The 26,058-nt window shown below is 53.8% G+C and carries 23 protein-coding genes; 13 read left to right on the forward strand and 10 right to left on the reverse strand.

Annotated features, from left to right (window positions below; all coding sequences use genetic code 11):
• Positions 1-579 precede the first annotated feature (579 nt).
• The 3 genes from phoA to V2154_RS07640 form a co-directional block, all read right to left on the reverse strand.
• Positions 580-1,998 (reverse strand): alkaline phosphatase, encoded by a 1,419-nt coding sequence (gene phoA, locus V2154_RS07630; protein WP_353501712.1) that lies wholly within the window; start codon positions 1,996-1,998, stop codon positions 580-582.
• Between the two features lie 169 nt (positions 1,999-2,167).
• Complete coding sequence (locus tag V2154_RS07635) at positions 2,168-3,088, reverse strand: L,D-transpeptidase family protein (RefSeq protein WP_353501713.1); 921 nt, start codon at positions 3,086-3,088, stop codon at positions 2,168-2,170.
• 268 nt (positions 3,089-3,356) lie between these two features.
• Positions 3,357-4,919: a DHA2 family efflux MFS transporter permease subunit gene (locus tag V2154_RS07640; protein ID WP_353501714.1), complete on the reverse strand. Its 1,563-nt coding sequence runs from the start codon at positions 4,917-4,919 to the stop codon at positions 3,357-3,359.
• An 80-nt stretch (positions 4,920-4,999) separates the two neighbouring features.
• On the opposite strand from V2154_RS07640, the gene V2154_RS07645 reads away from it, so the two are divergent.
• Positions 5,000-6,115 (forward strand): HlyD family secretion protein, encoded by a 1,116-nt coding sequence (locus V2154_RS07645; RefSeq protein ID WP_353501715.1) that lies wholly within the window; start codon positions 5,000-5,002, stop codon positions 6,113-6,115.
• Between the two features lie 62 nt (positions 6,116-6,177).
• Positions 6,178-6,768: a TetR/AcrR family transcriptional regulator gene (locus V2154_RS07650; RefSeq protein WP_353501716.1), complete on the forward strand. Its 591-nt coding sequence runs from the start codon at positions 6,178-6,180 to the stop codon at positions 6,766-6,768.
• Between the two features lie 100 nt (positions 6,769-6,868).
• Here the strand turns inward: V2154_RS07650 and V2154_RS07655 are convergent, their stop codons facing one another.
• Positions 6,869-8,986, reverse strand: a complete 2,118-nt coding sequence (locus V2154_RS07655) for a TonB-dependent siderophore receptor (RefSeq protein ID WP_353501717.1) — start codon at positions 8,984-8,986, stop codon at positions 6,869-6,871.
• A 374-nt stretch (positions 8,987-9,360) separates the two neighbouring features.
• On the opposite strand from V2154_RS07655, the gene V2154_RS07660 reads away from it, so the two are divergent.
• From V2154_RS07660 to V2154_RS07670, 3 genes are all read left to right on the forward strand, one after another.
• A complete protein-coding gene (locus tag V2154_RS07660; protein ID WP_353501718.1) occupies positions 9,361-10,017 on the forward strand; it encodes an O-methyltransferase in 657 nt (218 codons plus the stop codon).
• 109 nt (positions 10,018-10,126) lie between these two features.
• Positions 10,127-10,414: a Bor family protein gene (locus V2154_RS07665; protein ID WP_034789579.1), complete on the forward strand. Its 288-nt coding sequence runs from the start codon at positions 10,127-10,129 to the stop codon at positions 10,412-10,414.
• Between the two features lie 260 nt (positions 10,415-10,674).
• Complete coding sequence (locus tag V2154_RS07670) at positions 10,675-10,962, forward strand: Bor family protein (RefSeq protein WP_185688001.1); 288 nt, start codon at positions 10,675-10,677, stop codon at positions 10,960-10,962.
• Positions 10,963-11,026: 64 nt separating this feature from the next.
• Here the strand turns inward: V2154_RS07670 and V2154_RS07675 are convergent, their stop codons facing one another.
• Positions 11,027-11,548 carry a chromate transporter gene (locus V2154_RS07675; protein WP_353501719.1) on the reverse strand — a complete coding sequence of 174 codons (522 nt, stop codon included), beginning with the start codon at positions 11,546-11,548 and terminating at the stop codon, positions 11,027-11,029.
• The gene (locus V2154_RS07680; RefSeq protein ID WP_353501720.1) at positions 11,545-12,123 is read right to left on the reverse strand and encodes a chromate transporter; all 579 of its coding nucleotides are present in this window, start codon (positions 12,121-12,123) and stop codon (positions 11,545-11,547) included. The genes V2154_RS07675 and V2154_RS07680 overlap by 4 nt, the downstream gene beginning before the upstream one ends.
• Before the next feature lie 112 nt (positions 12,124-12,235).
• Here V2154_RS07680 and V2154_RS07685 point away from each other — a divergent pair, with 112 nt between their 5' ends.
• On the forward strand, positions 12,236-13,153 hold the full coding sequence (locus tag V2154_RS07685) for a LysR family transcriptional regulator (RefSeq protein WP_353501721.1): 918 nt from the start codon (positions 12,236-12,238) through the stop codon (positions 13,151-13,153).
• On the opposite strand, the gene V2154_RS07690 is transcribed toward V2154_RS07685, so the two are convergent.
• Complete coding sequence (locus tag V2154_RS07690; protein ID WP_034789596.1) at positions 13,150-13,503, reverse strand: ArsR/SmtB family transcription factor; 354 nt, start codon at positions 13,501-13,503, stop codon at positions 13,150-13,152. The two genes, V2154_RS07685 and V2154_RS07690, sit on opposite strands and share 4 nt — an antisense overlap.
• A gap of 221 nt (positions 13,504-13,724) precedes the next feature.
• Here V2154_RS07690 and fusA point away from each other — a divergent pair, with 221 nt between their 5' ends.
• The 3 genes from fusA (at position 13,725) to V2154_RS07705 (ending at position 16,544) form a co-directional block, all read left to right on the forward strand.
• Positions 13,725-15,827 (forward strand): elongation factor G, encoded by a 2,103-nt coding sequence (gene fusA / locus V2154_RS07695; protein ID WP_353501722.1) that lies wholly within the window; start codon positions 13,725-13,727, stop codon positions 15,825-15,827.
• Positions 15,828-15,924: 97 nt separating this feature from the next.
• The gene (locus V2154_RS07700; RefSeq protein WP_353501723.1) at positions 15,925-16,233 is read left to right on the forward strand and encodes a type II toxin-antitoxin system CcdA family antitoxin; all 309 of its coding nucleotides are present in this window, start codon (positions 15,925-15,927) and stop codon (positions 16,231-16,233) included.
• Positions 16,233-16,544: a CcdB family protein gene (locus V2154_RS07705; protein ID WP_353501724.1), complete on the forward strand. Its 312-nt coding sequence runs from the start codon at positions 16,233-16,235 to the stop codon at positions 16,542-16,544. Before V2154_RS07700 ends, V2154_RS07705 begins: the two co-directional genes overlap by 1 nt.
• A 60-nt stretch (positions 16,545-16,604) precedes the next feature.
• Here the strand turns inward: V2154_RS07705 and V2154_RS07710 are convergent, their stop codons facing one another.
• The 3 genes from V2154_RS07710 to ampC all read right to left on the reverse strand — a co-directional run bounded on the left by V2154_RS07710 (position 16,605) and on the right by ampC (position 20,453).
• The gene (locus V2154_RS07710; RefSeq protein ID WP_353501725.1) at positions 16,605-17,612 is read right to left on the reverse strand and encodes an alpha/beta hydrolase; all 1,008 of its coding nucleotides are present in this window, start codon (positions 17,610-17,612) and stop codon (positions 16,605-16,607) included.
• Between the two features lie 567 nt (positions 17,613-18,179).
• Positions 18,180-19,145, reverse strand: coding sequence for an N-acetylglucosamine-6-phosphate deacetylase (locus tag V2154_RS07715; protein WP_353501726.1), 966 nt, complete (start codon positions 19,143-19,145; stop codon positions 18,180-18,182).
• 168 nt (positions 19,146-19,313) lie between these two features.
• On the reverse strand, positions 19,314-20,453 hold the full coding sequence (gene ampC, locus V2154_RS07720) for a class C beta-lactamase (RefSeq protein ID WP_353501727.1): 1,140 nt from the start codon (positions 20,451-20,453) through the stop codon (positions 19,314-19,316).
• 138 nt (positions 20,454-20,591) lie between these two features.
• Here ampC and V2154_RS07725 point away from each other — a divergent pair, with 138 nt between their 5' ends.
• From V2154_RS07725 to mgtA, 4 genes are all read left to right on the forward strand, one after another.
• A complete protein-coding gene (locus V2154_RS07725; RefSeq protein ID WP_353503944.1) occupies positions 20,592-21,461 on the forward strand; it encodes a LysR family transcriptional regulator in 870 nt (289 codons plus the stop codon).
• Positions 21,462-21,547: 86 nt separating this feature from the next.
• Positions 21,548-22,225 (forward strand): Rossmann-fold NAD(P)-binding domain-containing protein, encoded by a 678-nt coding sequence (locus V2154_RS07730; RefSeq protein WP_353501728.1) that lies wholly within the window; start codon positions 21,548-21,550, stop codon positions 22,223-22,225.
• A 469-nt stretch (positions 22,226-22,694) separates the two neighbouring features.
• Positions 22,695-22,940: a hypothetical protein gene (locus tag V2154_RS07735; RefSeq protein WP_353501729.1), complete on the forward strand. Its 246-nt coding sequence runs from the start codon at positions 22,695-22,697 to the stop codon at positions 22,938-22,940.
• Between the two features lie 330 nt (positions 22,941-23,270).
• Positions 23,271-25,976: a magnesium-translocating P-type ATPase gene (gene mgtA / locus V2154_RS07740; protein ID WP_353501730.1), complete on the forward strand. Its 2,706-nt coding sequence runs from the start codon at positions 23,271-23,273 to the stop codon at positions 25,974-25,976.
• Positions 25,977-26,058: the final 82 nt, after the last annotated feature.

The following is a 26,058-nucleotide window of genomic DNA, read 5'->3' on the forward strand; positions in this document are numbered from 1 at the left end:
TTACTGTTAATATGCTAATTAATAAAAATAGTATCTAGAAAAAATGAAACTGCATAGATAAAATATATTATAGATTTAGTGAATGCTAGTATCATGACGGCATGGTTTTTAGTATGACTTCAATATTACTTTGCTTTTAGGTAGTGATGAATTTTAGCAGAAAAGGTAAGAATATTCTCGCATTGAAGAGTTGCACGATGCATTAATTATTTTAATAAATAAATTAACTTCGTCAGGAAGCGAATGTTAACGACTAAGGGACTATGATGAAAATGACTTCTTAATTTAAAATGAGGGTATTGGCAGCGGAGACGAAAGGGGCTGGAGGGGATCTTAAAAACGTCAATTGGGATTGTTATGCAGAGAAATGCAGGCAGATGACCGGAACGTAAAGTATCCCGTTAACGGCTGCTTATATGCAGATTGGGGACAAAATCACCCCGGGGGATGCTAACGCTGTCGCTAATTTCACCATTACTTACGAGTGATTCAGGTTGAAAAAAAAGGCCGGAAAGTCTGCACTTTCCGGCCTTTTGCTTATTGATTAAATGACTGATTTACATCTTGCGGCATGATGACTTATTTAATCGCCATGGCCTCTTTCATGGTGAAGAACAGGTCAGTTTGATCCGTCAGTCCCACCACGTTGGCCGCAAACGGGCCGTAGGCCGCGACGCGCAGCTGAGTGCCGGTATGGCCTTGCGAATCCTCTTCCGAGTTGCCGTAGCTGATGGTCATTGGCGCACCGTCTTTGGTGGTCAGGGTCTGCGTCAGCCCCGGCGCTTTGGCATCTTTCTCCACAATCTGGCTGGAGTGCGCGTGGTCGGCGGTCACAATAACCAGCGTATTGCCGTCTTTACGAGCAAATTCCAGCGCTTTCTGCACGGCTTCGTCCAAATCAACGGTTTCGCCAAACTGGCCGCACGGGTTTGCCGCGTGGTCTTGTTTATCGATGGACGCCCCTTCAACTTGCAGGAAGAAGCCTTTCTCCTGCGTTTTCAGCAGATCGATGGCTTTCTCGGTCATTGCGGCAAGCGTTGGAATGTCGCTGGTGCGCTGTGGATTGGCTTCGCAGGTGACGGCCGGCTTGTCGATATTGCCGTGATAGCTGGCTTTCGGACCATTCCAGCGCACGGGCATATTGCCCGGCGAGAACAGGCCTAGCAGCGGTTTTTGCTGGTCGGCGAGGGTGATTTTTGTCAGTTCATCGGCGTTTTCCACCCACTGATAGCCCTGTGCGGTCGCCTGATCCTTCAGGGATTTCCCCGCGAAATCACCGCTTTTGGCTAACTGATTGAATGATTTCGCGCCGCCGCCCAGGGTCACGTCAGCCCGTGCTTTGATCAACTGCTCGGTGATTGAACCTTTGCCGCCGTTTTCCAGCGCATTGGTCGGGCATTTCTCACTGGTTTCTTCCGGGCCGTAGCACTTACGGGAGGTCACGTGAGAGATCTGCGCGGCAGGCGTCGCATCTTGCAATTCGGCTGTGGAGACGTTGCCGGTGGCTTTACCCGCGGCTTTCGCCAGTTCCAGAATGGTGACGTGGTCTTTGCCGTTGACATCCACACCCAGCGCGCCGTTATAGGTTTTCACGCCGCTAGACCATGCCGTGGCAGAGGCCGCCGAGTCAGTCACGTAGTCCGGCTTATGGCTTTTCTTATCCAAAGAGTAGTGAGTGTATTGGCCCGTTAACGGCAGGGCATCGATGCCCTTAAAGTAGCCGCCCGCGCCTTCGGCATAGTTACGCGCCGAGGTGATTTCTGAATCGCCCATACCATCGCCAATCAGCAGGATGACGTTTTTTACCGTCTTATTGGTCAATGACGCTTTCAGGGCTTCGGTCTGATCGCCGGTCAAACGGCGCGCGCCGCCTTGTTCGGTGATGTCGCCTTTGGCGGCGCGGGAGGTTAGGGCGTCATCGGCAATCGCGCTGCTGGCAGAAGTCAGAAGCAGGGCGGTAACCACAGAACGAGCAACAAAAGAGAGAGGCAGGTGCATAACAAAACTCCGTGTAATGAAGACCAGAAAACAAGAGATACATTTTGTCGTACTTTGTTACACGGGAGCATAAATCAGCGGCGTGACGCTTTTATGACATGAAGGATTTTTAGCGAGGAAAATAAAAAAGCCCCTCATGGAGGGGCTTCAAGTCAGTCTGCAATCAGACTTAGTTAACCTGAGTTGGCATACCGGAACGCAGCTCGATAGCGCGTTGTACGATGTTCTGGTTAACGCTTGGGTCCATGGCAACGGCGCCCACTTTGCCAGTCAGAGAAACAGGCAGTGGCTCTTGCGAGTCAAACTCTTCCTGGTTAGCAGACAGCGGGTTGTGGATCTCAATGTAACGCTTACCGTTTGGTTCAACAGTGGCTTTCAACGGCTCATTGATGAACTGAACGCGAGTGTCCTGCGGCACATTGTCGAACAGCCATTTGATGTCAGCATCGCGCAGACGAACACAGCCGTGGCTCACGCGCAGGCCGATACCAAAGTTGGCATTAGTCCCGTGAATCGCATACAGGCGGCCAACGTACAGCGCGTACAGACCCATTGGGTTGTCCGGACCTGCTGGGAATACGGCTGGCAGATATTCGCCGCGAGACGCGTACTCTTCGTGCATTTTCGCCGTTGGTGTCCAGGTTGGACCGGCTTTCTTACGCTGGATGGTGGTTGTCCAGTTCAGTGGGGTATCTTTGCCTAATTCACCGATACCGATTGGCAATACCACCACGGTGTTGCTGCCCTTCGGATAGTAGTAAAGACGCATTTCAGCACTGTTTACTACGATACCTTCATGCGGGGTATCTGGCAGGATCAGCTGCTGAGGAATAGTCAACACGGTGCCCGGCGTAGGCAGGAACGGGTCCACGCCCGGGTTGGCTTCGAGCATGTTGCTCAGGCCCATTTGATACTGTGCGGCAAAACTCTCAAGAGGTAATTTGCTGTTTTCTGGAACGGTAACGGTGATGTTTTCCCCGACTAACCGCCCGCCATTGGCAGGAAGAGGGTACACCACGGCCGAAGCTGACTGGCTGTACGCAGCAACTGCCAAAACCATAGTAAGGATAGCGCGAATGCTCATTTTCATATTTGTCGTTGGTTCTTAATGCCACACAGGCAGTTGTTGTCGAAGTGTTCCCCCGGTGTTAACAGAAACTACCGGATGACTATTGTAGGTACACACTTGACCTGAACGAGAATCTTTATGTGTAACCAATCACATTTCTGGGCCGCCAATTATAAGGATTTATTTCAAACAGGCCAAAGCTTTTACAGGATGTCGGAAAAGTTCCCTAAACAATCGCATTTTTTGGAAGTAGGATCACAGACGTTTTACATTTCATGACACTAAACCGTTATTTCCGACAAAACGGCACCATCAATAAAGCCGCCAAAAACATCCACGCCATCAGCATAAAGACATCATTGAAAGCCAGCGTGAAGGCTTCATTGGCGACCTTGATGCCAAACAGGTTTTTCGCCATCAGCAAGGCATGAGCCGAATCCGGCGTCAGTTGCCCAATGCGCGTCGCCAGGCCGCCGATCACCGTCTGCGCCTCTTGCCCGTAACGGCCTAATACGTCGCCAAAGTGCGCGGTGTGTTCGCGAGTCCAGTCCTGCAACCAGGTGTTCACCGTGGCGATACCAATAGCGCCGCCAAGATTGCGCATCAGATTGAATAAGCCCGACGCGTAGCGCAGCTCCGGTCCCTGAAAGGCGGTGAGCGCCATATTCACACTTGGCACAATGCACAGCATGATAAACAGTCCGCGAATGATTTGCGGCCATAAGAACTGGTCTGCACCCCATTGTGGCGTGACTTGGGTAGTCAGCCACATACTGGTGGAGAACCCCAACAGCCCGGCGGTGATCAGAATACGGCGATCCACTTTGCCAATCAGTCTGGCGGCCAAAATGGTGCTGAAGAACTGCCCAATCCCCACCACAAACACGGTGGTACCAATCTGTAAGCTGTTGAAATCACGAATGCGTCCAAGAAAAACTGGCGTCAGGTAGGTCGAGGCGTATAACCCAAAACCAATCACCAGATTAAATACGCAGGCAAAGGTAAAGGTCGGGTCGCGGAAGGGCGTCAGGCGCACAATCGGGTTTTTCGAATAGAAAGAACGCTCCAAAAACAGCACAAACGCCACCAGTGAAAACCAGGCTGAGATCTGAATGTCCGGGTCGCTAAACCAGTTCTGGCGCGGCCCCTCTTCCAGCACGTACTCCAGACAGCCCAGCGCAATTGCCATTGAGAACAGATGCACCCAGTCGATGCGTTTGAGCATCGGGAAATCGGCTTGGTCGACATGAATGAACATCACCGCGCCAATGGCCACCAGCACCCCCGGCACAATATTGATGAAGAATATCCAGCGCCAGTCGAGCCATTCGGTGACTACGCCGCCGACGGTCGGGCCGAGAGTCGGGGCCAGCACGCTGACCATGCCCAAAATCGCCGGGATCAGCGCCTGCTGCTTGCCTTTGAACAGCGCAAAGCCGGTAGAGAACACCGTCGGCACCATCGCCCCCCCGGTAAAGCCTTGCAGCGCGCGGAAGAAGATCATCGACTCGATATTCCACGCCAGCCCGCAGCCAATGCTGCTGAGGGTAAACAGCGCCGCCGAGGCGCTAAAGAGCCAGCGAGTGGAGAGCGCCTGAGTCAAAAAGGCCGAGAAGGGGATCATTACCAGTTCGGCAATCAGGTAAGAGGTCTGCACCCAGCTGATTTCATCCGGGCCGGCGGAGAGTCCGGCCTGCACGTCATTGAGCGAGGCGGCGACGATCTGAATGTCGATCAGAGCCAAAAACATGCCGAAAGCCATGACGCTGAAGATTAAAAATTTGCGCGCAGTGGGCAGGTCGCTGGGGGCGATCGCCGGGGCGGCAGAAGAGGGAGCGGTCGCTTCTGACATATCAAACACCTTTTTGAACTTGTTTATATGATGCGCATCATATTAATATGATCACCATCATGCAATGAGTGAGAAGAAAAATGAGTGAAGCAACAGTTAACGGGGCGTCGGACATTCAGGGGAAAGAGAAATCGCGCCGTTCGCCGCGCATTTGGGTGGTGAGCGGTATTGCGCTGGCGGTGGCATTGGGCGGTGCTGCGTGGCTACTGGCCGCGCCGTCGTCAGAATCAACCGACGACGCTTACGTCAGTGCTGACGCCACCACCGTCGCGCCGAGGGTCAAAGGCTTTATCTCCAACGTGCTGGTGAAACATAACCAGTGGGTGAAGGCGGGGCAGCCGCTGGTGGTGATCGACAGTGAAGAGTTCAACGCGCGCGTCGCGGCGGCGGAGGGTGACGTGGCCGATGCCAGGGCGCAGGTTGAGGCCCAACAGGCCGCGCTGGTCAGCCAGCAGGCGCAGGAGCAGCTGGCGCAAACGCAAATTCAGGCCGCGCGCACCGCCATCCGTTCTTCCCTCGCCGAGCAGCAACACGCTCAAGACGAGCAGCGGCGTTATCAGTCGCTGGTCAACAGCGGCGCGACTTCACGCAATGACGCCGAACGCTTCAAAACCACCGCCGTGACCGCCGAGCAGAATGCCGCCCATGCCAGCGCGATGCTGGACGTGGCGCAGAATCAGGCGCAGGTGACTCATGCCCAGCGTGCTGAGATCCAGGCATCGCTGGCACTGGCGCAGGCCGCGTTGCAGAAGGCGCAGGCGGCATTAGATTTAGCCCAGCAGGATCAGCGCCATACCACCATCACGGCGGCGATTGACGGCGTGGTCGGCAACCGACAGGTGCAAATTGGTGACTACGTGACGCCGGGACAGCGCCTGATGACGCTGGTGCCGCTCAATGATCTGTACGTGGTGGCGAACTTTAAAGAGACGCAAACCGCGCATATTCAGCCGGGGCAGAAAGTATCCGTTAGCGTCGATGCGCTGCCCGATGTGAAATTACACGGCGTGGTGGACAGTCTGGCGCCGGGGTCGGGTTCCACCTTCGCGCTGTTGCCATTTGAGCCGGGCACGGGGAACTTCACCAAAATCGTTCAGCGCGTGCCGGTGCGCATTCATCTCGATAGTGATCAGCAGGGGCTGGCTGCGCTGCGACCGGGCTTGTCCGTTGATGCCAAGGTTAGCCTGCATGAGTGAATGTCACGGCGCGCTGCGGTAGACTAGCGGGGCGAGAGGTCTCACCAATCAGGGAGTTAATCATGCGTTACGAAAGTGAACATAAGGCGAAAATTCGCGAGCAGATCCTCAAAGAGGCGGCTAAGGCAATTCGCATTAATGGTCCGGAAAAGGTCAGCGTAGCCGGAGTAATGAGCCAGGCTGGGTTAACCCATGGCGGATTTTATGCTCACTTCGCTTCGAAAGAGGCTCTGATTGAGGCCGCCATCGGCCAAATGTTTGACCAAAGCATGGCGCGCTGGGATAGAGACAACCAAGATCTGGCCCCGCGCGAACAGTTGGCGGGATATATCGACTTCTACTTATCGCCGTGGCATCGGGACAACCCGTCGCAGGGCTGCCCGGTGGCGGTACTGCTGACCGAAGCCCCGCGCATGACGCCGCCGTGCCGCACCGCCTTCTCCCAAGGTATCGGCAGGCTGCGTGGCATGGTAGTCGGTCAGTTGCGAGATATTGGCGTGGAGGAGCCTGAAGCGGCGGCAGTGGCGCTGAGCGCCGAGCTGATGGGCACGCTGTCATTGGCGCGCTGTGAGCCGGACATTGCCAAGTCGGATGCCCTCTTAGCCGCTGCCAAAAAACGCATCATGGCCCGGCTGTCGCTTATTAATCACTGATCCGGCCTGATTCGTAGTAATAAAAAAGCCCTGAATATTCAGGGCTTTGTTTTTTGTACTCAAGGGCAACGTGTGAAGGTTTTCCCTTTTAAGTCAGCAATTAGAAGTCGTAACCCACGGTAGCGACCACGGTGCGCTCCTGACCCCAATAGCAGTAGCTGGTGCCGTAACAGGCCGCGACATATTTCTTGTCGAACAGGTTGTTAGCATTCAACTGCACGTACGCGCCTTTCAGCTGCGGGTTGAACTGCGCCAGGTTCATACGAACGGAAGCATCAACCAGCGTGGCAGACGGCATGTGCACGGTGTTTTCGTTATCCGCCCACTGAGTGCCGATGTAACGCACGCCCGCGCCCAGATCAACACCGACCGGCGTATTGTACTGGCCCCAGATAGAAGCCATCTGTTTTGGCGTCACGTAAGGGGTGTTGCCGTCGTTAGTGGTTGAATCGTCAAAGCGCACTTTGTTGTAGGTGTAACCTGCCATCACGTTAAAGCGATCGGTAACTTGCTTCTTCGCTTCCAGCTCAAGGCCCTGTGAACGGATTTTACCCGCTGGCTCATAGTAGCTGCCGACCACCACGCGGTTGCCCACGTCGTCCTGCGTCAGATCATAAATCGCCGCGGTATACATGTCGGAAGTGCCGACCGGCTGGTACTTGATACCGGCTTCGTATTGCTCACTCTGCATCGGTTTCAGCAGGGTGTTGTTTGGACCCGGCAGAGCAGAAGGGGTCATCGCCTGACTGTAGCTGACGTATGGAGAGATGCCATTTTCAAACGCGTAAAGCAGGGAAGCGCGGCTGTTGAAGTGGCTGTCAGTACGCTCAGTGGTCACGTCGGTCAGGCCGATGGTGTCCACGGCGGCCGTTTTAGTTTTCAGACGGTCATAGCGGCCGGACAGGGTCAGGTGCCACTGGTTCCACGCCATATCATCCTGAATGTAAGTGCCATTCTGCTCATAACGGTTTTTGCCGGTTTTATCACTGTAGAACGCCAGATTTGGACCACCGGTGTAGCCGGTGTACGGGTTCAATTGGCTGGCCGTTGCGCCCAGAGATTTCAGGTCATTCATAAAGTAGGAGTAGTCGAAACCAACTACCACTTTATGTTCCAGCTCGCCGGTCGCGAAGTCCGCTTCCAACTGGTTATCCACGGCCACGCTGTCCAGGGAGGAGGTTTCGCCACTGTAATAGCGATTCATCAAGGTGCGATCGGCATTCCAGCCAGCCTGATAAACCTGATCCAACTCGGTGTTGGAGTGGGTGTAGCTGGTGTTTTGGCGGAAAGACCATACGTCGTTAAACGCGTGGCGGAATTCGTAGCTGTAAATCTGCTCCCAGCGTTTGAACTGGTTCAGCGAAGATTCGCCGTCGAAGAAGCCACGGCTCAGGCGATCGCCGTACAGGCTGCCGTCGGCTGGCACGGCGGCGTGATAGCCACCGGACGGATCTTTTTGCAGATAAGCGCGCAGTAACAGGGAGGTGTTTTCATCCGGTTGCCACATCAGCTGTGGAGAGATCGCATAACGCTCTTCACGCTGGTGGTCGTACTGAGTATCGCTGCTGCGGGTCATGCCGGTCAGGCGGAAAGCCCACTGATCATTAATGGCGTTGGTGTAATCGAACGCGCCGCCCTTGGTGTTTTGCGTGCCGCCTGACAGGCGGAAGTGGCCTTCTTCAGTGAATTGCGGGCGCTTGGAGGTTTCCATCACGATGCCGCCCGGAATGCTCTGACCGTAGAGAGCAGAAGATGGCCCTTTCAGCACGTCGATGCGCTCGAGGAACCAAGGGTCAACCTGAATGGAGTTGTAGCTGCCGCCGTCGCTCAGAATACGCAGGCCGTCGAGGAAGGTGTTGTTGACGTCACCGCCGTGGAAACCGCGCAGAGAAATGGTGTCGTAACGCGTTGCGCCACCGGCGAAGTTGGTGAACACGCCCGGCGTATAGTTCAGCGCGGCGTTAACGGTGGTGGCGTTCTGGTCGTCCATCTGCTGACGAGTCACTACTGACACAGCCTGACCGGTGGTGATGATCGGCTGATCGGTTTTGGTTGCTGTACGACTGGTTTTCGCGTTGTAACCCTGAGTCGGGGTATCGGCAGTTTGTGGCGGAGCTGCGGTCACGACAACGGTGTCTTCAGCGAACGAGGCAGCAGGTAGCGTCAGCGCCACGGCGCACAATAGCACCGAGCGTTTTAGAGGGAAGGCCAACAACATATTCAAAGTCCCTATAGATATCGAGATGAAATATCGAGTTATAAAAAGTGTGTGTAAAAAAAGCCCATGACGGTGTCATCTGAGCTTAAAAGCCGGGCATTCGCGGGGAGTTATTCCCACAACAAAAACACCCGCTCAAAGTGGGTGTTTATTCATAACTTACGTGAATGCTAAACTTAATGATAATTGTTATCATTATTGTTTTTAAATTTCAAGGGAACTTTTAATAAAAATTTAAAATGAGGTTATTTTTTATCCTCATATTTATCATGGAATTGGCCGCATTTTGTTCGGTTACGGCTTAAGTCAATATTGCTTGTTAATAAAATGTTAAGTAAATTTTTGGCAATGATTCAACATGTGCGGAGAAGCTAATGAGTGAAAAATGGCAGCAAGTTGATAGCTATATCGTGGATAAATTGGTGGACAGTGACGATACGCTGAACGCGATTTTGCAAAATAATGCGCGAGCCGGGCTGCCCGCACACGACGTGGCACCTAATCAGGGGAAACTTCTGGCGCTGTTTGCCCAAATGGTCGGAGCAAAACGCATTCTGGAGATCGGCACATTGGGCGCATATAGCACGGTGTGGCTGGCCCGCGCTTTGCCGGAGGGCGGGGAGGTGGTGACGCTGGAGGCCGACCAACACCATGCACAGGTGGCGCGGCAAAATATAGAACTGGCGGGTTTGCAATCGCGCATCAAACTGCACCAAGGCCCGGCGCTGGACACTTTACCGAGGCTAATTGATTCAGGCCCGTTCGATATGATTTTCATCGACGCCGACAAACCGAATAATCCTCATTACCTGCAATGGGCGCTCAAGCTCTCACGGCCCGGTACATTGATCATCGGTGACAACGTGGTGCGCGACGGCGAAGTGGTTAATCCCGCCAGCGACGACGATCGCGTGCAGGGCGTTAGAAGCTTCTTCGACCTGATTGCCGAAGAGCCGCGCTTGAGTGCCACCGCGCTGCAAACCGTCGGCAGTAAAGGCTGGGATGGCTTCTTGCTGGCCCGTGTTTTGTAATAAATTAAGTAATTACTCACCTATCCCTAAACCTTTGCCCTAAATTTCCGATAAGAATTCAGTTCTTGGTCGTTCTATTTTAATTTTTAGGGTTAATAAGGGATTTTTGATGAAAAAAGTATTACTTACCGCTGCTTTTGCCGTGCTGCTGTCCGGTTGTGCACAACAGACATTCAACCTGGGTCAGGGCGTGGCCACGAAGCCGAAAGAAGTGACCACGCATCACTTCTTCGTTAGCGGTATTGGTCAGCATAAAATGGTTGATGCGGCGAAAGTCTGCGGCGGCGCAGATAAAGTTTCTCGCGTAGAAGTTCAGGAAACTTTCCCTAACGTTCTGCTGAGCATCGTGACCTTTGGTATCTACACCCCACGTGAAGCGCGCGTTTATTGCGCATAATAGGAAATTTTTCCTAGCTAAACGGGCGCCTGGTGCGCCCGTTTTCACATCTGAACTCAGGCGGAAAAAGGCTTAGAAGCAGTAAGTTTAAAAGCTACATAACTCATTCACGATCCCTACAGGCAAAAGCCGGAACTTCACATTTTCACCAGAGTCTTATTGGCAAGTTTCACATGGATGAAACTGAAGGTCAGTTAAGGGCTGGGAAGGGCAATTTTGCCCTCCTGCAACAATGTTGGAATTTTTAAGGGATTAATGAAATGAAAAAAGTTTTACTTACCGCGTTTTTTGCCGTGCTGCTAACCGGTTGTGCTCAGCAGACGTTTAATATGGATCAGGGCATCTCTTCTGAGCCTAAAAAAGAGGTCACGCACCACTTCTTCCTGAACGGTATCGGCCAGACTAAGACCATTGATGCGGCGAAAGTCTGCGGCGGTGCGGATAAAGTCGTGCGTGTTGAAGTTCAGGAAACCTTCCCTGATGTGGTCTTGCGCGTGCTGACGTTTGGCATTTACGCGCCGCGTGATGCTCGCGTCTTCTGCTCTTAATGAGTCGACGTTAGAAATAAAAACGGGCGCTCATCGGCGCCCGTTTCTTGTTTTAAACTGTGGCTTAACCTAGCGCCAGTCCCAGCACCGCGCCCACCGCCAGCACCCACAGCGGATGAAAACGCTTGCTCACCGCCAGCAGCGTGCAGATAGCAATTACCGCCGCCATGCTCAGATTCGGCGCCGTGGCCTTGGCTATCAACAAGCCGCTGGAGACTACCAAGCCGACAGTCACCGGCACCAGTCCGCGCTGAACGATTTTCCGCCATGGCCGGTCTTTGTAGCGCTTCCAGCCTCCCATTACGATAAGCGTAATGATGGAAGAGGGCCCGAACTTCGCCAGAGACGACACCAGCAGCCCCGCCCAGCCAGCCACCTGCCAGCCAACCAGCGGCACTATCATCATATTCGGGCCGGGGGCCGCCTGCGCCAAGGCGAACAGGGCGCTGAACTCCTGAGCACTCATCCAATGATGCACTTGCACCACTTCGCGCTGCATCTCCGGCAGAATGGTATTACCGCCGCCGAAAGCCAAAACGGAAAGCTGGGTAAAGAGTAAAGCGAGAGAAATCAGCACCGCGCTCATGCTTTGCTCCTTGCACAAATGAAAATACTAATGGGTGCCAGTACCAGCATTACCGGGAGCATCGGCATTCGCAATCCGGCTATCGCAATAACGCCAATCGCCACCAGCGCTAGCTGTAACCATTTGCCCCACAGCGGCGCCAGCATCTTGATGCCGGTGGAGAGCAACAGGCCACCCGCCGCGGCCGCCAGCCCGGCAAACAGATGCTCGATCACCACGTCGTTTTGATAACGGGCATACACCAATCCGAGCAGCACCACGCACATGGTTGGCGCCAGAATCAGCCCCATCAGGGCCGACAGCGCGCCACGCAGCCCACGAAACTCCATCCCCAGCGCCACGGATAAATTAATAATATTGCCGCCTGGCAGAAATTGGCACAGCCCTAACAATTCGGTGAATTGCTCAGCGCTCAGCCAACGGCGCTTCTCGACCAGCATGTGTCTCGCCATTGGCAGCACGCCGCCAAATCCGGTCAGCCCGAGAATGAAAAAGCCCATAAACAGTTGTCGACAGTCGGGTGAGTGCAGGTCGCTTTCATGGTGAGAACGAGTCTCTATAGAGTGTTGAGTCATAATGGCAATTCCCTGAACAGCGTGCTTTACGCTCTGGTTTTTTTGCCATAATGCGCGGCGGCGTGCCATGATGTCTAATGCATTTAATGACCACAAAGGATACCTAAAAGGTATGTCAAAATTGGATCTGCGAAAACTCCGCGCGTTTGTTACCGTGGTTGAAGAAGGCAGTATTTCCCGCGCAGCCGAGCGTCTTTTTATTCAGCAGCCGCCGTTAAGTCGCTTATTGCAGGGGCTGGAGCAGGATTTTGGCGTTCCACTGCTGGTTCGCCAGCCGCGCGGCGTGGTGGCGACCGATGCCGGAAGCGTGCTGCTGCAAGAGGCGCGGGCGCTGCTTTCACGCGCCGACCAGCTGGAAGCGGCGATGCAGCGCGCGGCGCAGGGCAAGCAGGGAAGTATTACCGTCGGCTTTACCAGCTCTTCCGCGCTGCACTCTTTTGTGCCGGAAGTGCTGCGCCGCTATCGGGAAATTTACCCTACGGTGAGCACCCAGTTGGAGGAGGCGGGAAGCACCGAGCTATTGCAGGGCGTGCTGGCGCAGCGCATTGACCTCGCGTTCGTCAGGATGCCGGTTCACGGTATGCCCGAGTTGAAGGTGGAGCGCGTGTTGCAGGAGCCGATGCTGGTGGCGCTCCCGGCGGGGCATCGGCTGGCAACGCTGCCGCGCGACGAGCCGATTTCACTCAAGCTCTTGGCGAACGAGCCTTTTGTACTTTACCGACGCCCGGCGGGACAGGGGCTGTATGACGCCATTTTAGCCGCCTGTTTCCGTGCCGGGTTTAGCCCGCAAATAGTGCAGGAGGCACCGCGTCTGACCTCATGCCTGAGCCTGGTGGGCGCTGGGCTTGGCGTGTCTATCGTGCCGGAGTCAATCACCCGGCTGGGTGGTGAGGGGATGGTGTTTCTGCCGCTGGTGCCGCAGGCGCAGCTCAGCGCGCCACTCTATTTGGCTCGCCGCGAAGACAGCGGCTCATCGGCAATCATCAATACTTTCTGTGAGTTGCTGCGCACTCAGCTGGTGGATAGTTAAAGATGTTCTTCGGAGATATGGCGCACCGTGGCTTCCAGCGTGCTGGAGTCGGATTCAATGGCGCTCAGCAGGGAGTCGAGTAAACCGGGGAAGCGGGCGTCGAGATCTTCGCGACGCAAAGATAACAAGTTGGCGCGGCCGTCCGGGCGCTGCCAGATAACGCCGCTGTCGCGCAGCACGCGCCAGTGGTGGGTTAGGGTCGATTTCGACAAGCCCTGCAACAGGGTTCCGCAAGGGTGTTCGCCGCCTTTGGCTAGCGTGCGTACAACGGCTAAACGCAGCGGATTGCCCAGTGCTGTCAGTACATTCTCTAAGCGAATCTGCTCGCGCTCGGGGTGGTTCGCTATCATTGGAATGATCCTCTTTCTTTCACGCCGATATGCGTGGGACGCGCAATATAGCTCATACAGCTACACTCTTTAAAGCACACATCACAACGATTTCACTAATAGAATAAATTTATTGTACGAATATACTCGTACAGTTGTATTATGCCTCTCGTTAAATGAAATGACGCAAAACTGCACTAGGCAGTGCGTCAACTTTGCCATCCATCACGTAAGGACGTTATATGGCTCGCCAAACCCCCATTGAGCGCTACCGCAATATTGGTATCTCAGCACACATCGACGCCGGTAAAACCACCACCACCGAGCGCATCCTGTTTTACACCGGCATGAATCATAAGCTGGGTGAAGTGCATGATGGCGGTGCGACGACGGACTGGATGGCGCAAGAACAAGAACGCGGGATCACCATCACTTCTGCGGCAGTGACCTGTTTCTGGCAGGGGATGGATCACTCGTTTGAATCGCACCGCATTAATATCATCGACACCCCAGGGCACGTCGATTTCACCATTGAAGTTGAGCGCTCAATGCGCGTGCTCGACGGCGCGGTGATGGTCTATGACTCGGTCGGCGGCGTGCAGCCACAGTCGGAAACCGTATGGCGTCAGGCCAACAAATATAAAGTGCCGCGCCTGGCGTTCGTGAACAAAATGGACCGCCCTGGCGCTAACTTCTTCCGCGTTCGCCAGATGATGGTTGACCGGCTGAAGGCCAATCCGGTGCCGATTGTCATCCCGATTGGCAGCGAAGAGAACTTCGTCGGCGTGGTCGATTTACGCAAAATGCGCGCCATCCTGTGGGATGACGAAACGCAGGGCATGACCTTCCGCTATGAGCCGATCCCCGCCGAGTTGCAGGCTTTGGCCGAAGAGTGGCGTGAAAAAATGGTTTCTGCGGCGGCCGAGGCCAATGATGCGTTGATGGATAAGTACCTTGAAGAAGGGGACCTGTCCGAAGACGAAATCACCCAAGGTCTGCGTATTCGCACTATTGCCGGTGAAATTCAGCCAATGCTGTGCGGCAGCGCCTTTAAGAACAAAGGCGTGCAGCGCATGCTCGACGCAGTGATCGAACTGATGCCTTCTCCGCTGGACATCCCGCCGGTCGCGGGTACCGACGAGAAGGATCAGGAAGTGTTCCGCCATTCTGACGACAACGAAAAGTTCTCGGCGCTGGCGTTCAAACTGATGACCGACCCCTATGTGGGGCAATTGACCTTCGTACGCGTCTATTCCGGCGTGCTGAAGAAAGGCGATAGCGTCTACAACCCGGTGCGCGGCAAGAAAGAGCGAATCGGCCGTATTGTGCAGATGCATGCTAACGATCGTATTGAGATTGATGAGATCCGCGCGGGTGATATTGCGGCCTGCGTCGGCCTGAAAGATGTGACCACCGGGGAAACCCTGTGCGACCCATCTGACATTATCACTCTGGTGCGCATGGAGTTCCCTGAGCCGGTGATTTCACAGGCCATCGAGCCGAAAACCAAGGCCGATCAGGAGAAAATGGGCATTGCGCTGTCAAGGTTGGCGTCGGAGGACCCGTCGTTCCGTATTCGCACTGACGAAGAGTCCGGGCAGACGATCATTTCCGGCATGGGCGAGTTACATCTGGAGATCATCGTTGACCGTATGAAACGCGAGTTTGGCGTCGAAGCCAATATCGGTAAGCCGCAGGTGACTTATCGTGAAACCGTGCGTAAAACGGTGACTGACGTTGACGGCAAATTTGTGCGCCAGTCCGGCGGTAAAGGCCAGTACGGCCACGTGGTATTCACCCTCGAGCCGCAGGAAGCGGGCAAAGGTTTTGCCTTTGTTGATGCCACCAAAGGTGGGGTGGTGCCGCGTGAATTTATTCCGGCGGTGGAAAAAGGCGTAGTAGAAGCGCTGAACAACGGCATTTTGGCGGGATACCCGGTGGTTGATGTCAAAGTGACCCTGACCTTCGGTTCCTCCCACGAGGTGGATTCTTCGGAAATGGCCTTCAAGATGGCGGCTATCTTTGGTTTCAAAGAGGCGGCGCGTCAGGCCAGCCCGGTGATCCTCGAACCGATGATGCGCGTTGAAGTGGAAACGCCGGAAGACTACGCCGGTAGCGTGATGGGCGATTTGTCTTCTCGTCGCGGTACGGTGCAGGGTATGGAAGAGATTGCGGGCGGCGGCGGTAAAATTATTAAAGCCGAAGTGCCGCTCTCCGAGATGTTTGGTTACTCGACTACGCTGCGATCTATGTCGCAAGGCCGTGCAACTTACACCATGGAGTTCAACCATTACGCCGAGGCACCGCGCAACGTCGCAGAAAGTATCATCGCCGCGCGTGGCTAATCAGTAGGAATGGAGTAAAACGAAACGGCCTGAAAGGGCCGTTTTTTATTGGGCGCAGGAAATAGGACTCAGAACACCGCGAAATAAGGAGGTTAAGATGTATTGGCATGAGCGCCTGAAGTGTGTAAGTATTGTGCGCATTGTTGATGTGTACAAGGAGTGTGTAATGCCAGTTAATTCGTCCACGGCGAAGCGAAGAACCAACGTCACGTTAAACGCTGAGCTGCTGGAGCAAGCCAAAGCGTTGGGCATTAATTTATCCGCGACTTTTGATAAAGCGTTGAAAGAAGCCGTCAGGGAACAGCAGAGGAAACAGTTCATGGAAGACAATCAGCAAGCCATCGATTCATGCAATGCCTTCACCGAAGAGGCCGGGTTATTTTCACAAGGAAGGGGCGTGTTGTAATGGCGCAATTCGATATTTATGAAAACCTTGGCGCGGGAAAGAGCAAGTATCCCTTCTTTATGGATATCCAAAATCCGCTATTTGAACGGCTCAACGAGCGCGTGGTTATCCCTTTAACCTCAATTAACAACCTCAAGGCTATCAAGCAATTACATCCTTCCATCGAGGTTTCGGGCCAGTATTACCTCATCATGACCAATCTACTGACCAGTATTCGCTTGCAGGAGTTACGGCATCAGCCGGTGATGAATGCGAGCAGTGCGAGAGATGAGGTGGTGGCTGCCATGGATCTACTGGTGTTGGGAATTTAGCTGCCATAGCGCGAAGGGATTTCCCTCCCCGAGTCAGGGGAGGGGAAGATGCGGCACAGCTTATTTCAAGCTTTCACTCAGGAAGGTCGTCGCCTCGCTGATGGCCGCGCGGGTTGCTGGCGTTTGTGACAGCGCGTTAAGCAGCACGAAGTCGTGGATGGTTCCGGCGTAGCGGGTTGCGGTGACGCGTACTCCGGCCTGAGTCAGTTTGCGGGCGTAGGCTTCGCCTTCATCACGCAGCACGTCATTTTCGTCAGTGATCACCATTGCCTGCGGTAGGCCTTTCAGCTGTTCAATCGTGGCATTCAGCGGCGAATGGTAGATATCTTCGCGTTTGGCGACATTAGGTTCGTATTGATCCCAGAACCACTTCATGCCATCGCGGGTTAACCACGGCCCTTGGGCGAATTCGTGGTAAGAGCCGTTATCGAAATTGGCTGAGGTCACCGGGTAGAACAGCAGCTGGGACTTAATCGCCGGCGTTTTGCGCTCTTTTGCCAGCAGCGTGACCACGGCCGCCATATTGCCACCGACGCTATCCCCGGCCACGGCCAGCCGCGAGGCATCGACGTTGAACTCATCGGCGTGGTCGGCAATATATTTCGTCACTGCGTAATCTTCTTCAATCGCGACCGGATAGTGGTTTTCCGGCGAGCGGCTGTAATCCACGAACACTAGCGTGGCTTTGCTGCCTACTGCCAATTCGCGAACCAGACGGTCATGGGTATTTTGGTCGCCCATTACCCAACCTGCGCCGTGGAAATAGACAATCACCGGCAGTTTCTGGCTAAAGCCCTGTGGGCGAATAACACGGATATTGGTTTTTCCTTTCGGGCCAATGGGTAGCACTTTGTCTTCGATGTCTATATTCAGCAGATGGTCGGGCTTGGCCTGCGCGCCTTCAAGCACTTTGCGGGCATTGGCCGGTGTCATTTTATAAATCGGGGTAGAACCGGCCAGGGAGTCGAGAAAAGCCTGAGTGGTTGGTTCAAGGACCGGCGCGGCGAAGGCGCTGGCAGATAACATGGATAACGCTAAGGTGCTGGCGGCAGTGATTTTACGTTTCATTATTTTTCTCTCTGATGTTGTGAACGCTATGTTGTGGTGATGGGAAGTTTTATATCTCGCAATTAAATAGTGCACAAGTTAATTGTTCTTGCTTAAGTAGCGCGATAGTTAAATTTTTATTGAAACCTGTGGTTTAACTCTTAAAAATCAATGGGATAACACTTTGTGCTTTTTTTGTAGCAACAATAGCTTTCAGCTGTGGGAGAAAAGTTAGGTGAGTGTGGTGATAAGGCGAGCTATTTAACTGAAAATTAATAAAAATTCGGGGTAATGCATACAGAAGGTAATGTCCTGTAAAGAGCAAAACCAACTTAGTGGAAGACGTGCTAAGCTCCTGCAACATTTTGAAATATCACGCTCAGGATAGACAGGGAATGGACGTGTTTTTGGCTTATATTATTGAAAACCCTTCGCGGGTTTTGGTGTCCATAGCGTCAATTGGCATGGTAATTTTCGCCGCGCTATTACGCGGTGCCCATGCCGTGTTTGCCAGCTTATTGGCGATATTCGGCTCATTTTTGGCGATGTTGTTATAGCGGGTCCGGCAAGGGGCGTGCGGGAAACAGCCTATCGCACTTCCACCAATCTCCCTTCAATGACCACCTGCTGGACCTTCAGCTGTTTGTCCAATATCACGTAGTCAGCCCAGGCTCCCGGCTCGATTCTCCCGCGGTCGTGTAAACCCAGGAAATCTGCCGGGTAGCCAGACAGGCGAGTAGAAGCCTCTTCCAGCGGTAACCCTAAACTCACCAGATTACGCAGAGCCTGATCCATGGTCAGCGTACTGGCCGCCAGAGTGCCATCTTTCAGCCGTGCTGCACTGGCGCTGGCGGTTTTATGAATGCAGTGCGAACCCAACTTATACACACCTTCTGGCATTCCTACGGCGGAGCAGGAATCCGTGACGCCGTACAGTTTGGGAATATTACGCCGCGCCGCCAAAATTGCCCCTGAATGTACATGCTCCAGATCCGGGATAATTTCCGCAAACTCGCTGTGTGCCAGCGCCGCCGCCAGTGCGCCGGGCGATCGATGATCCAGCCCGCTCATGGCATTATATAAATGCGCGAAACCGCTGGCACCGGCCCGGATGGCGGCACTACTTTGGTGATAACTGGCAAGCGTATGGCCTTGCTGAACGCGAATGCCGTGCGCCACCAGTATCGGGATCATTGCCATATTCTCAGGGATTTCAGCAGCGAGGGTGATAACCCGGACCTTGGTGATTGACAGCAAACGCTCGATTTCCAACAGGCTTGCAGGCCTTGCTTCATCCGGTTGTGCGCCTAACTTGCCTGAATTGATAAACGGCCCTTCAAGATGAACACCCAGCACGCGAGCGGCGTTTTGCGGTCTGGGTGAACTTACATAATGCTCAATATCTTTTAATGCGGATTCCAGCGCCAGTGAGGTAGCGGTCATGGTGGTTGCAAGAAGACTGGTGGTGCCGAAGCGGGCATGGGTTTTAGCCACAACGTCCAGCGCATCACCACCTTGCATGATGTCTTTGCCGCCGCCGCCGTGAATGTGCATTCAGAAGATGCTGATAAAGATAAAAAAAGAGGCCAATGCATATTCAAGGTCTGCTGATGCTATTCTTTTTTGCAAGCAAACGGCGGGGAAGCGCCACCCTTAATCGGCAAGGGGCCAACTAAAGAATATCTTATGAGCGCGGCACTTACCGCGCTCTCTCAGTCCAGCTTATTTTTCCAGTGTTTGAATGATGTTGTAAGTCGCGTTGACCCGGTCATCATTCGGGAACCATTTGTTTGCCAGCATCACGACGGCAATTTTGCGCGACGGGATAAACACCGCATAGGTGGAGAACCCGCCGGTGGAGCCGGTTTTGTTATACCAGTTCTCAGGCGTGCCCGGTTTTGGCGGCGTGATGGCGGTGGCTGGCATACCCTCCATAATCATCCCCGCTGCATTGCCGGTCACCAGTTGCTTGAGTTCTGGCGGGTAGGCGTAGCTTTCCCACATCATATCTTGGGTGAATTCGCTCGCTTTGAAATAGCCGGTATGGGTATCGTTAATGGCTTTCTGCCATGAGTCGTCGATTTTCTTCACTTGCATATTGGCATCAAGGAAGCGAATTAAATCCAGCGAGTTGGATTTCAAGCCATAAGACTCGGCATCCAGCGGGCCGGGATTCACCCGAACCGGCTTATCAGCCTTGTTATAACCTTGCGCATAGTCGTGCATCTGATCTTCTGGCACGTTGACATAAGTACGGGTCATGCCCACGGCTGGGAGCAGTTGCTTCTCCATCGCGTCGCTGAATTTCATATTCAGGCTTTGCGCGGTGATCATCCCTAGCATGCCGATACCCAAGTTGGAATAAACCCGATAAGTGCCAATCGCATGCTTTGGCTGCCAGTTTTTGTAGTAAGTCATCAACTGGGTGTTATTGGTCACGTCGTCCGGTACGAATAGCGGCAGACCGGAGGTGTGGGTTGCCAGATTCAGCAGACTGACATGGTCGAAGGCAGAACCTTTCAGCGACGGCAGGTATTTACTTGCCGGATCGTTGAAGTCTATTTTGCCCTGATTATTGGCATAGGCCGCCAGCGTCGCGGTAAAGGTTTTGCTCAGCGAGCCAATTTCAAACAGCGTGGTGTTAGTAATTGGGGCCTTGGTCTGTTTCGAGGCCACGCCGTAGTTGTAGAATGTGTGCTTGCCGTTTTCAGAGACGGCGATGGTCATGCCCGGCACATGGTATTTCTGCATCAAGGGCTGGATTATTTTATCGATCTCGGCTTTGTCGGTGGCCGCGCTGACGGATGCACTTAATAGCGTCAGTGGGAACAGAGCCAGAACTAACATCTGGTTTTTTTTCATGGTGAATTCTCAGGTATTGAAAAAATAAATGGATTTAGATGAATCGTTTGACGTCGCGAATAAGTTTTATCCATTCGCCATCTTCTCACAAGCGACAAGAATTTCAGGGAGCCTAAAGGAAAACTTATGCCACACGCCATGCGCAATCGACTACCATTAAACGCCTTACGAGCCTTCGAGTCTTCTGCCCGTCATTTAAGTTTCACCCGCGCCGGGTTGGAACTGTGCGTGACACAGGCCGCCATCAGCCAGCAGGTCAGAAGTCTCGAGGAGCAGCTGGGTATCGTGCTGTTCCGCCGTCTGCCACGGGGATTAGATTTGACTGAGGAAGGTCAGGCGCTGTTTCCCGTTCTCAGTGACGCCTTTGAGCGCATCAGCGCGGTGCTGCATCAGTTTGAGGACGGCCATTTTCACGAGGTGCTCACCGTGGCGGTGGTCGGTACCTTTGCCGTGGGCTGGCTAATGCCCCGGCTGGCCTCATTCCGCGAAGCTCATCCGTTTATCGATCTGCGCATTCTGACTAACAATAACGTCGTGAATCTGGCCTCTGACGGCATGGATTTAGCCATCCGTTTCGGCAATGGCCAGTGGCCGATGACGCAAAACCTTAAGTTGCTGGACGCGCCTCTGACCGTGCTCTGTACCCCTGAGATTGCCCGCCAATTGCAGACGCCAGAGGACCTGAAACGCCATCCGCTGATGCGCACTTATCGCAAGGATGAGTGGGATCAGTGGCTCAGCGCCGCGCAAATCACGCCGTGGCGCATTGGCGGCCCGGTGTTTGACTCCTCGCGGCTAATGGTGGAAAGCGCCATTCACTGCGGCGGCGCGGTGCTGGTCCCAGCCAACATGTTTAGCCGCGAAGTGCAGAGCGGCCAGCTGGTGCAGCCATTCCCGATAGAAGTAGATCTTGGCAGTTATTGGCTGACCCAGCTTAAATCGCGCGCCAAAACCCCGGCGATTAAAAGCTTTGAGAACTGGCTGATACAGCAGGTGGCGGCGGGCTAAGCCACGATTAGCCACTCACAACGCACCTGAGATCTCAGTATGCTGGGCCATCATCGCCATATCGGCGACATTAAGGACATCGCGTAATGAAAATTATCATCTTTGGAGCTTCAGGCATGGTCGGGCAGGGCGTATTGCGCGAATGCCTGCTGGCGGCGGATGTCGAGCAAGTCACCACCGTCGGGCGCAGCCGCTTAAAAGAAACAAACCCCAAGCTGCGCCAGGTGGTGCTGCCAGACCTGCTGCAACCTGAAACGCTGGATGAAAGCGAATGGCAAGGCTTTGATGCCTGCTTCTTCTGCCTCGGGATCTCCGCCTCGGGCCTGAGCGAAGTGCAGTATCGCCGCCAAACTTATGACCTGACGCTGGGTATCGCCAAAAAGCTGGCGCAGCACTCGCCAAATCTGACCTTTACTTATGTCTCGGGCACTGGGACCGACAGCAGCGAGAAGGGCCGTGTAATGTGGGCACGGGTGAAAGGCAAAACCGAGAATGACCTGCAAAAGCTGCCGTTCGCTAGCGTCTATTTATTCCGCCCTGGGGTGATTGTGCCGCTGCACGGTATTGAGTCGAAAACCTCCAGTTATCGGGCGTTTTATCGCTGGACCAAGCCCGTCTTGGCGCTGTTCCGCCAGTTATTCCCCAATCGCTTAGTGACCACGGAGAGCCTCGGGAACGCCATGCTGAACGCGGCGCGGGGAGCTAAAGGCCGCTATGTGATTGAAGCCAAACAGATTAACGCGCTAGCCAAGGCTCCGCGCTGATAGTCTGTTTTCTCTGCCTAACACTCGCGCGGGAACATAAGCGCGCGGGTAAACGCCGGATCGATAGGAAGGGGATGACGCTCGCGACGAGGGAAATAGCCTTGGCTAATAATCTTCTGAGTGAAATGTAATGTAATAACCTTTCTATTTGAGTTTAATGTTTTCCAGCAATGAGGTCGCGAATATCACCAGAATATAAACAAACCTATTTATTATTACTTTGCGGGTTGACAATATTATGGCTCATGGGTAGATTGCACGGGCCGGAAGTTGAGGCCTTTCCTAACTTAACATAAGAGAATAATGGACACTGTATCTAGTCACTTGCCGAATGACGCTTTCTTAGCGGTTCGGAATAATAAACATGAAATTGATTGTGATCATTTCATCGTTCGGGTGTGCCTCGCCAGAGCTTAGTCTCTTGTGTCTTAGCACCTCAACCTGAAGTATCACGGTCCCGAGGTGTGTTATGAACTTCAAAATGACCCTTTTCCCTGATGTCAAAGCACTGACATCCACTTTGCGCGTTCGCCCGTCCCGCGATCGGACTTTGGCTGCGCGTAAAAAACATTCCAATTCGATTTTTTCAACTAAAATCAATGAATTGAATCAGCGTGTTACTAACTGGCGTGTCAGTCCTGTCACCGGCCAGCTGGAGCAACGCTGCACCTTTTCTGATACCGAAGACCCACAAAGTCGGACCTTCTCTGCCTGATATCACCCCTGGCGGTGTTGCGGCGTCGTGGCGTTAATCCCTGAGTGGATTAAGGCTAAACGCGTCACGCAATCTGTCACCGAGGTGCCATCAGTTATTATTTGCGTATTTTTTGATTGCCTGAATTTATTTAAATATTCAGGACGGCGAAGCTATGCGTAAATAAATAAAACCAAAATGTTTTACTCCGTTCATTAATTGAATGGCGGGAACGCTTGCGCAAAATTAATTAAAAACCGATCGCATAAACGATACGGACTATTTCCGGCTGCCTGCAACTCTGCTTATGCCGTGAAGAGTTCCCTATTGTCTGGCGACAGGAGCACTACCATGACTGTAGAACACAAAACCCGGGATAAAAAAAATCCGAAGGCCAACGCGCTGTCAATGCGTGCCGCCCAGGAAGCCAAAAATGGCGTGGCGACCACGCTGATTAACATGGGAGCCACCAAAGAAGGGCTGCTGCACGCCAACGCGGCGTCGCGACTGGAAAAAGATGGCTATAACGAAGTGGCGCACGATAAGCCGCCTCACGCGCTAGTGCAGTTGATCAAGGCGTTTAACAACCCGTTTATTTACATCCTGTTAGCCCTTGCCAGCATCAGCTTCTTTACCGACTACTGGCTGCCAACCCACAGCGGCGATGAGGGGGATTTGACTACCGTTATCATCATCGGCGCGATGGTTAGCCTTAGCGGATTACTGCGTTTTTGGCAGGAGCATCGCTCGGCAAAATCCGCCGAAGCGTTGAAAGCGATGGTCAGAACCACCGCCACCGTGTTGCGCCGCGACAGCGTGAGCAAGCCTGGCAAGCTGTGTGAAATCCCAATGCGCGAGCTGGTGGTCGGAGACATCGTGCAGCTCTATGCCGGGGACATGATCCCAGCCGACGTGCGGCTAATTGAGTCTCGCGACCTGTTTATCAGCCAGGCGGTGTTAACCGGCGAAGCCTTGCCGGTTGAGAAATACGACACGCTGGGCGACGTGGCGCAGAAGTCAGCCAGCGAAGTGGCAATGGACAATGACAACCTGCTGGATATGCCGAACATCTGCTTTATGGGCACCAACGTGGTCAGCGGCACGGCGCAGGCGGTGGTGGTAGCGACCGGGCCGCGAACCTACTTTGGTTCACTGGCGAAAGCCATCGTCGGCACCCGCGTGCAAACCGCCTTTGACCGTGGCGTGAACAGCGTGAGCTGGCTGCTGATCCGCTTCATGCTGGTGATGGTGCCAGTGGTGTTCATGATTAACGGCGTGATGAAGGGAGAGTGGTGGGACGCGCTGCTGTTCGCGCTGGCGGTGGCGGTCGGCCTGACGCCAGAAATGCTGCCGATGATTGTCAGTGCCAACCTCGCCAAAGGCGCGGTGGCGATGGCGAAACGCAAAGTGGTGGTTAAGCGTCTGAATTCCATTCAGAACTTAGGCGCAATGGACGTGCTTTGCACCGACAAAACCGGCACGCTGACTCAGGATAAAATCATTCTCGAGCACCACATTGATACCGCCGGGCAGAAGAATGAGTCAGTGCTGTCACTGGCGTGGCTGAACAGCCATCACCAGAGCGGCATTAAGAACCTGATGGATCAGGCGGTGATCTACTTCTCCGAAAACGAGGCGAACTTCGTCAAACCGGAGGGGTATAGCAAGGTTGACGAGATGCCGTTCGACTTTATCCGCCGCCGCCTGTCGATCGTGGTGAAGGATAAACAGGCTAATCACCTGCTGGTGTGCAAAGGCGCGGTGGAAGAGATGTTGAGCATTTCGACCCACATGCATGAAAACGGCAAAGTCGTGGAGCTGGATCAGACGCGTCGCGATGAGCTGCTGGCGATGGCCAACGACTACAACAAAGACGGTTTCCGCGTGCTGGTGGTAGCCACTCGCGACATTAAAAAGGGTGATACCAAGCCTCAGTACAGCACGGCAGATGAGCACGACCTGATTATTCGCGGGTTCCTGACCTTCCTGGATCCGCCGAAAGAGACCGCAGGCCCGGCCATTGCCGCACTGCAAAATATCGGCGTGGCGGTGAAAGTGCTAACCGGGGATAACGCAATTGTCACTACGCGCATCTGCCGTCAGGTGGGGCTGGAGCCGGGCGAACCGGTGCTCGGTCCGCAGTTGGAGCATCTGGATGACGCCACGCTGCAAATTTTAGTGGAAGAGCGCACGGTGTTCGCCAAACTGACGCCGCTGCAAAAATCACGGGTACTCAAAGCCTTGCAAGTTAACGGCCACACCGTCGGCTTCCTCGGCGATGGGATTAACGATGCCCCGGCGTTGCGCGACGCCGACGTGGGGATTTCCGTCGACAGCGGCACGGATATCGCCAAAGAGTCTGCCGATATCATCCTGTTGGAAAAGAGCCTGATGGTGCTGGAGGAGGGGGTACTCAAGGGGCGCGAGACCTTCGGCAACATCATGAAGTACCTGAACATGACCGCCAGCTCCAACTTCGGCAACGTGTTTTCGGTGCTGGTGGCCAGTGCGTTTATTCCGTTCCTGCCGATGATGGCGATTCAGTTGCTGCTGCAAAACCTTATGTACGATATTTCACAACTTGCTCTGCCTTGGGACAAAATTGATAAGGAGTTCCTGAAAAAACCCCGTAAGTGGGACGCGAAAAACATTGGCCGCTTTATGGTGTGGATTGGTCCAACCTCGTCGATTTTCGACATGACCACCTTCGCGCTGATGTGGTTTGTGTTTAGCGCCAATAGTGAACATATGCAGACGCTGTTCCAGTCCGGCTGGTTTGTCGAAGGGCTGCTGTCACAGACCCTGGTGGTGCATATGCTGCGTACCCAGAAGATCCCGTTCATTCAGAGCACGGCGGCGCTGCCGGTACTGTTAATGACCGGCATGGTGATGGCGATTGGTATCTATGTGCCGTTCTCGCCGTTGGGGCCATTGGTCGGGCTGCAGGCACTGCCGTGGCAGTACTTCCCATGGTTGGCAGGCACCTTACTGGCCTACTGCTGCGTGGCGCAGGGCATGAAAACCATTTATATCCGTCGCTTCAAACAGTGGCATTAAGATTGAACAGAAATAATCTTTATTGATGTGACCTCAAACGGGTGCCGTCTAATCGCGGCACTCGTTTGAATAAAGGAAAAGA

It is taken from the genome of Ewingella sp. CoE-038-23, from assembly GCF_040419245.1.
Lineage (GTDB): Bacteria > Pseudomonadota > Gammaproteobacteria > Enterobacterales > Enterobacteriaceae > Ewingella > Ewingella allii.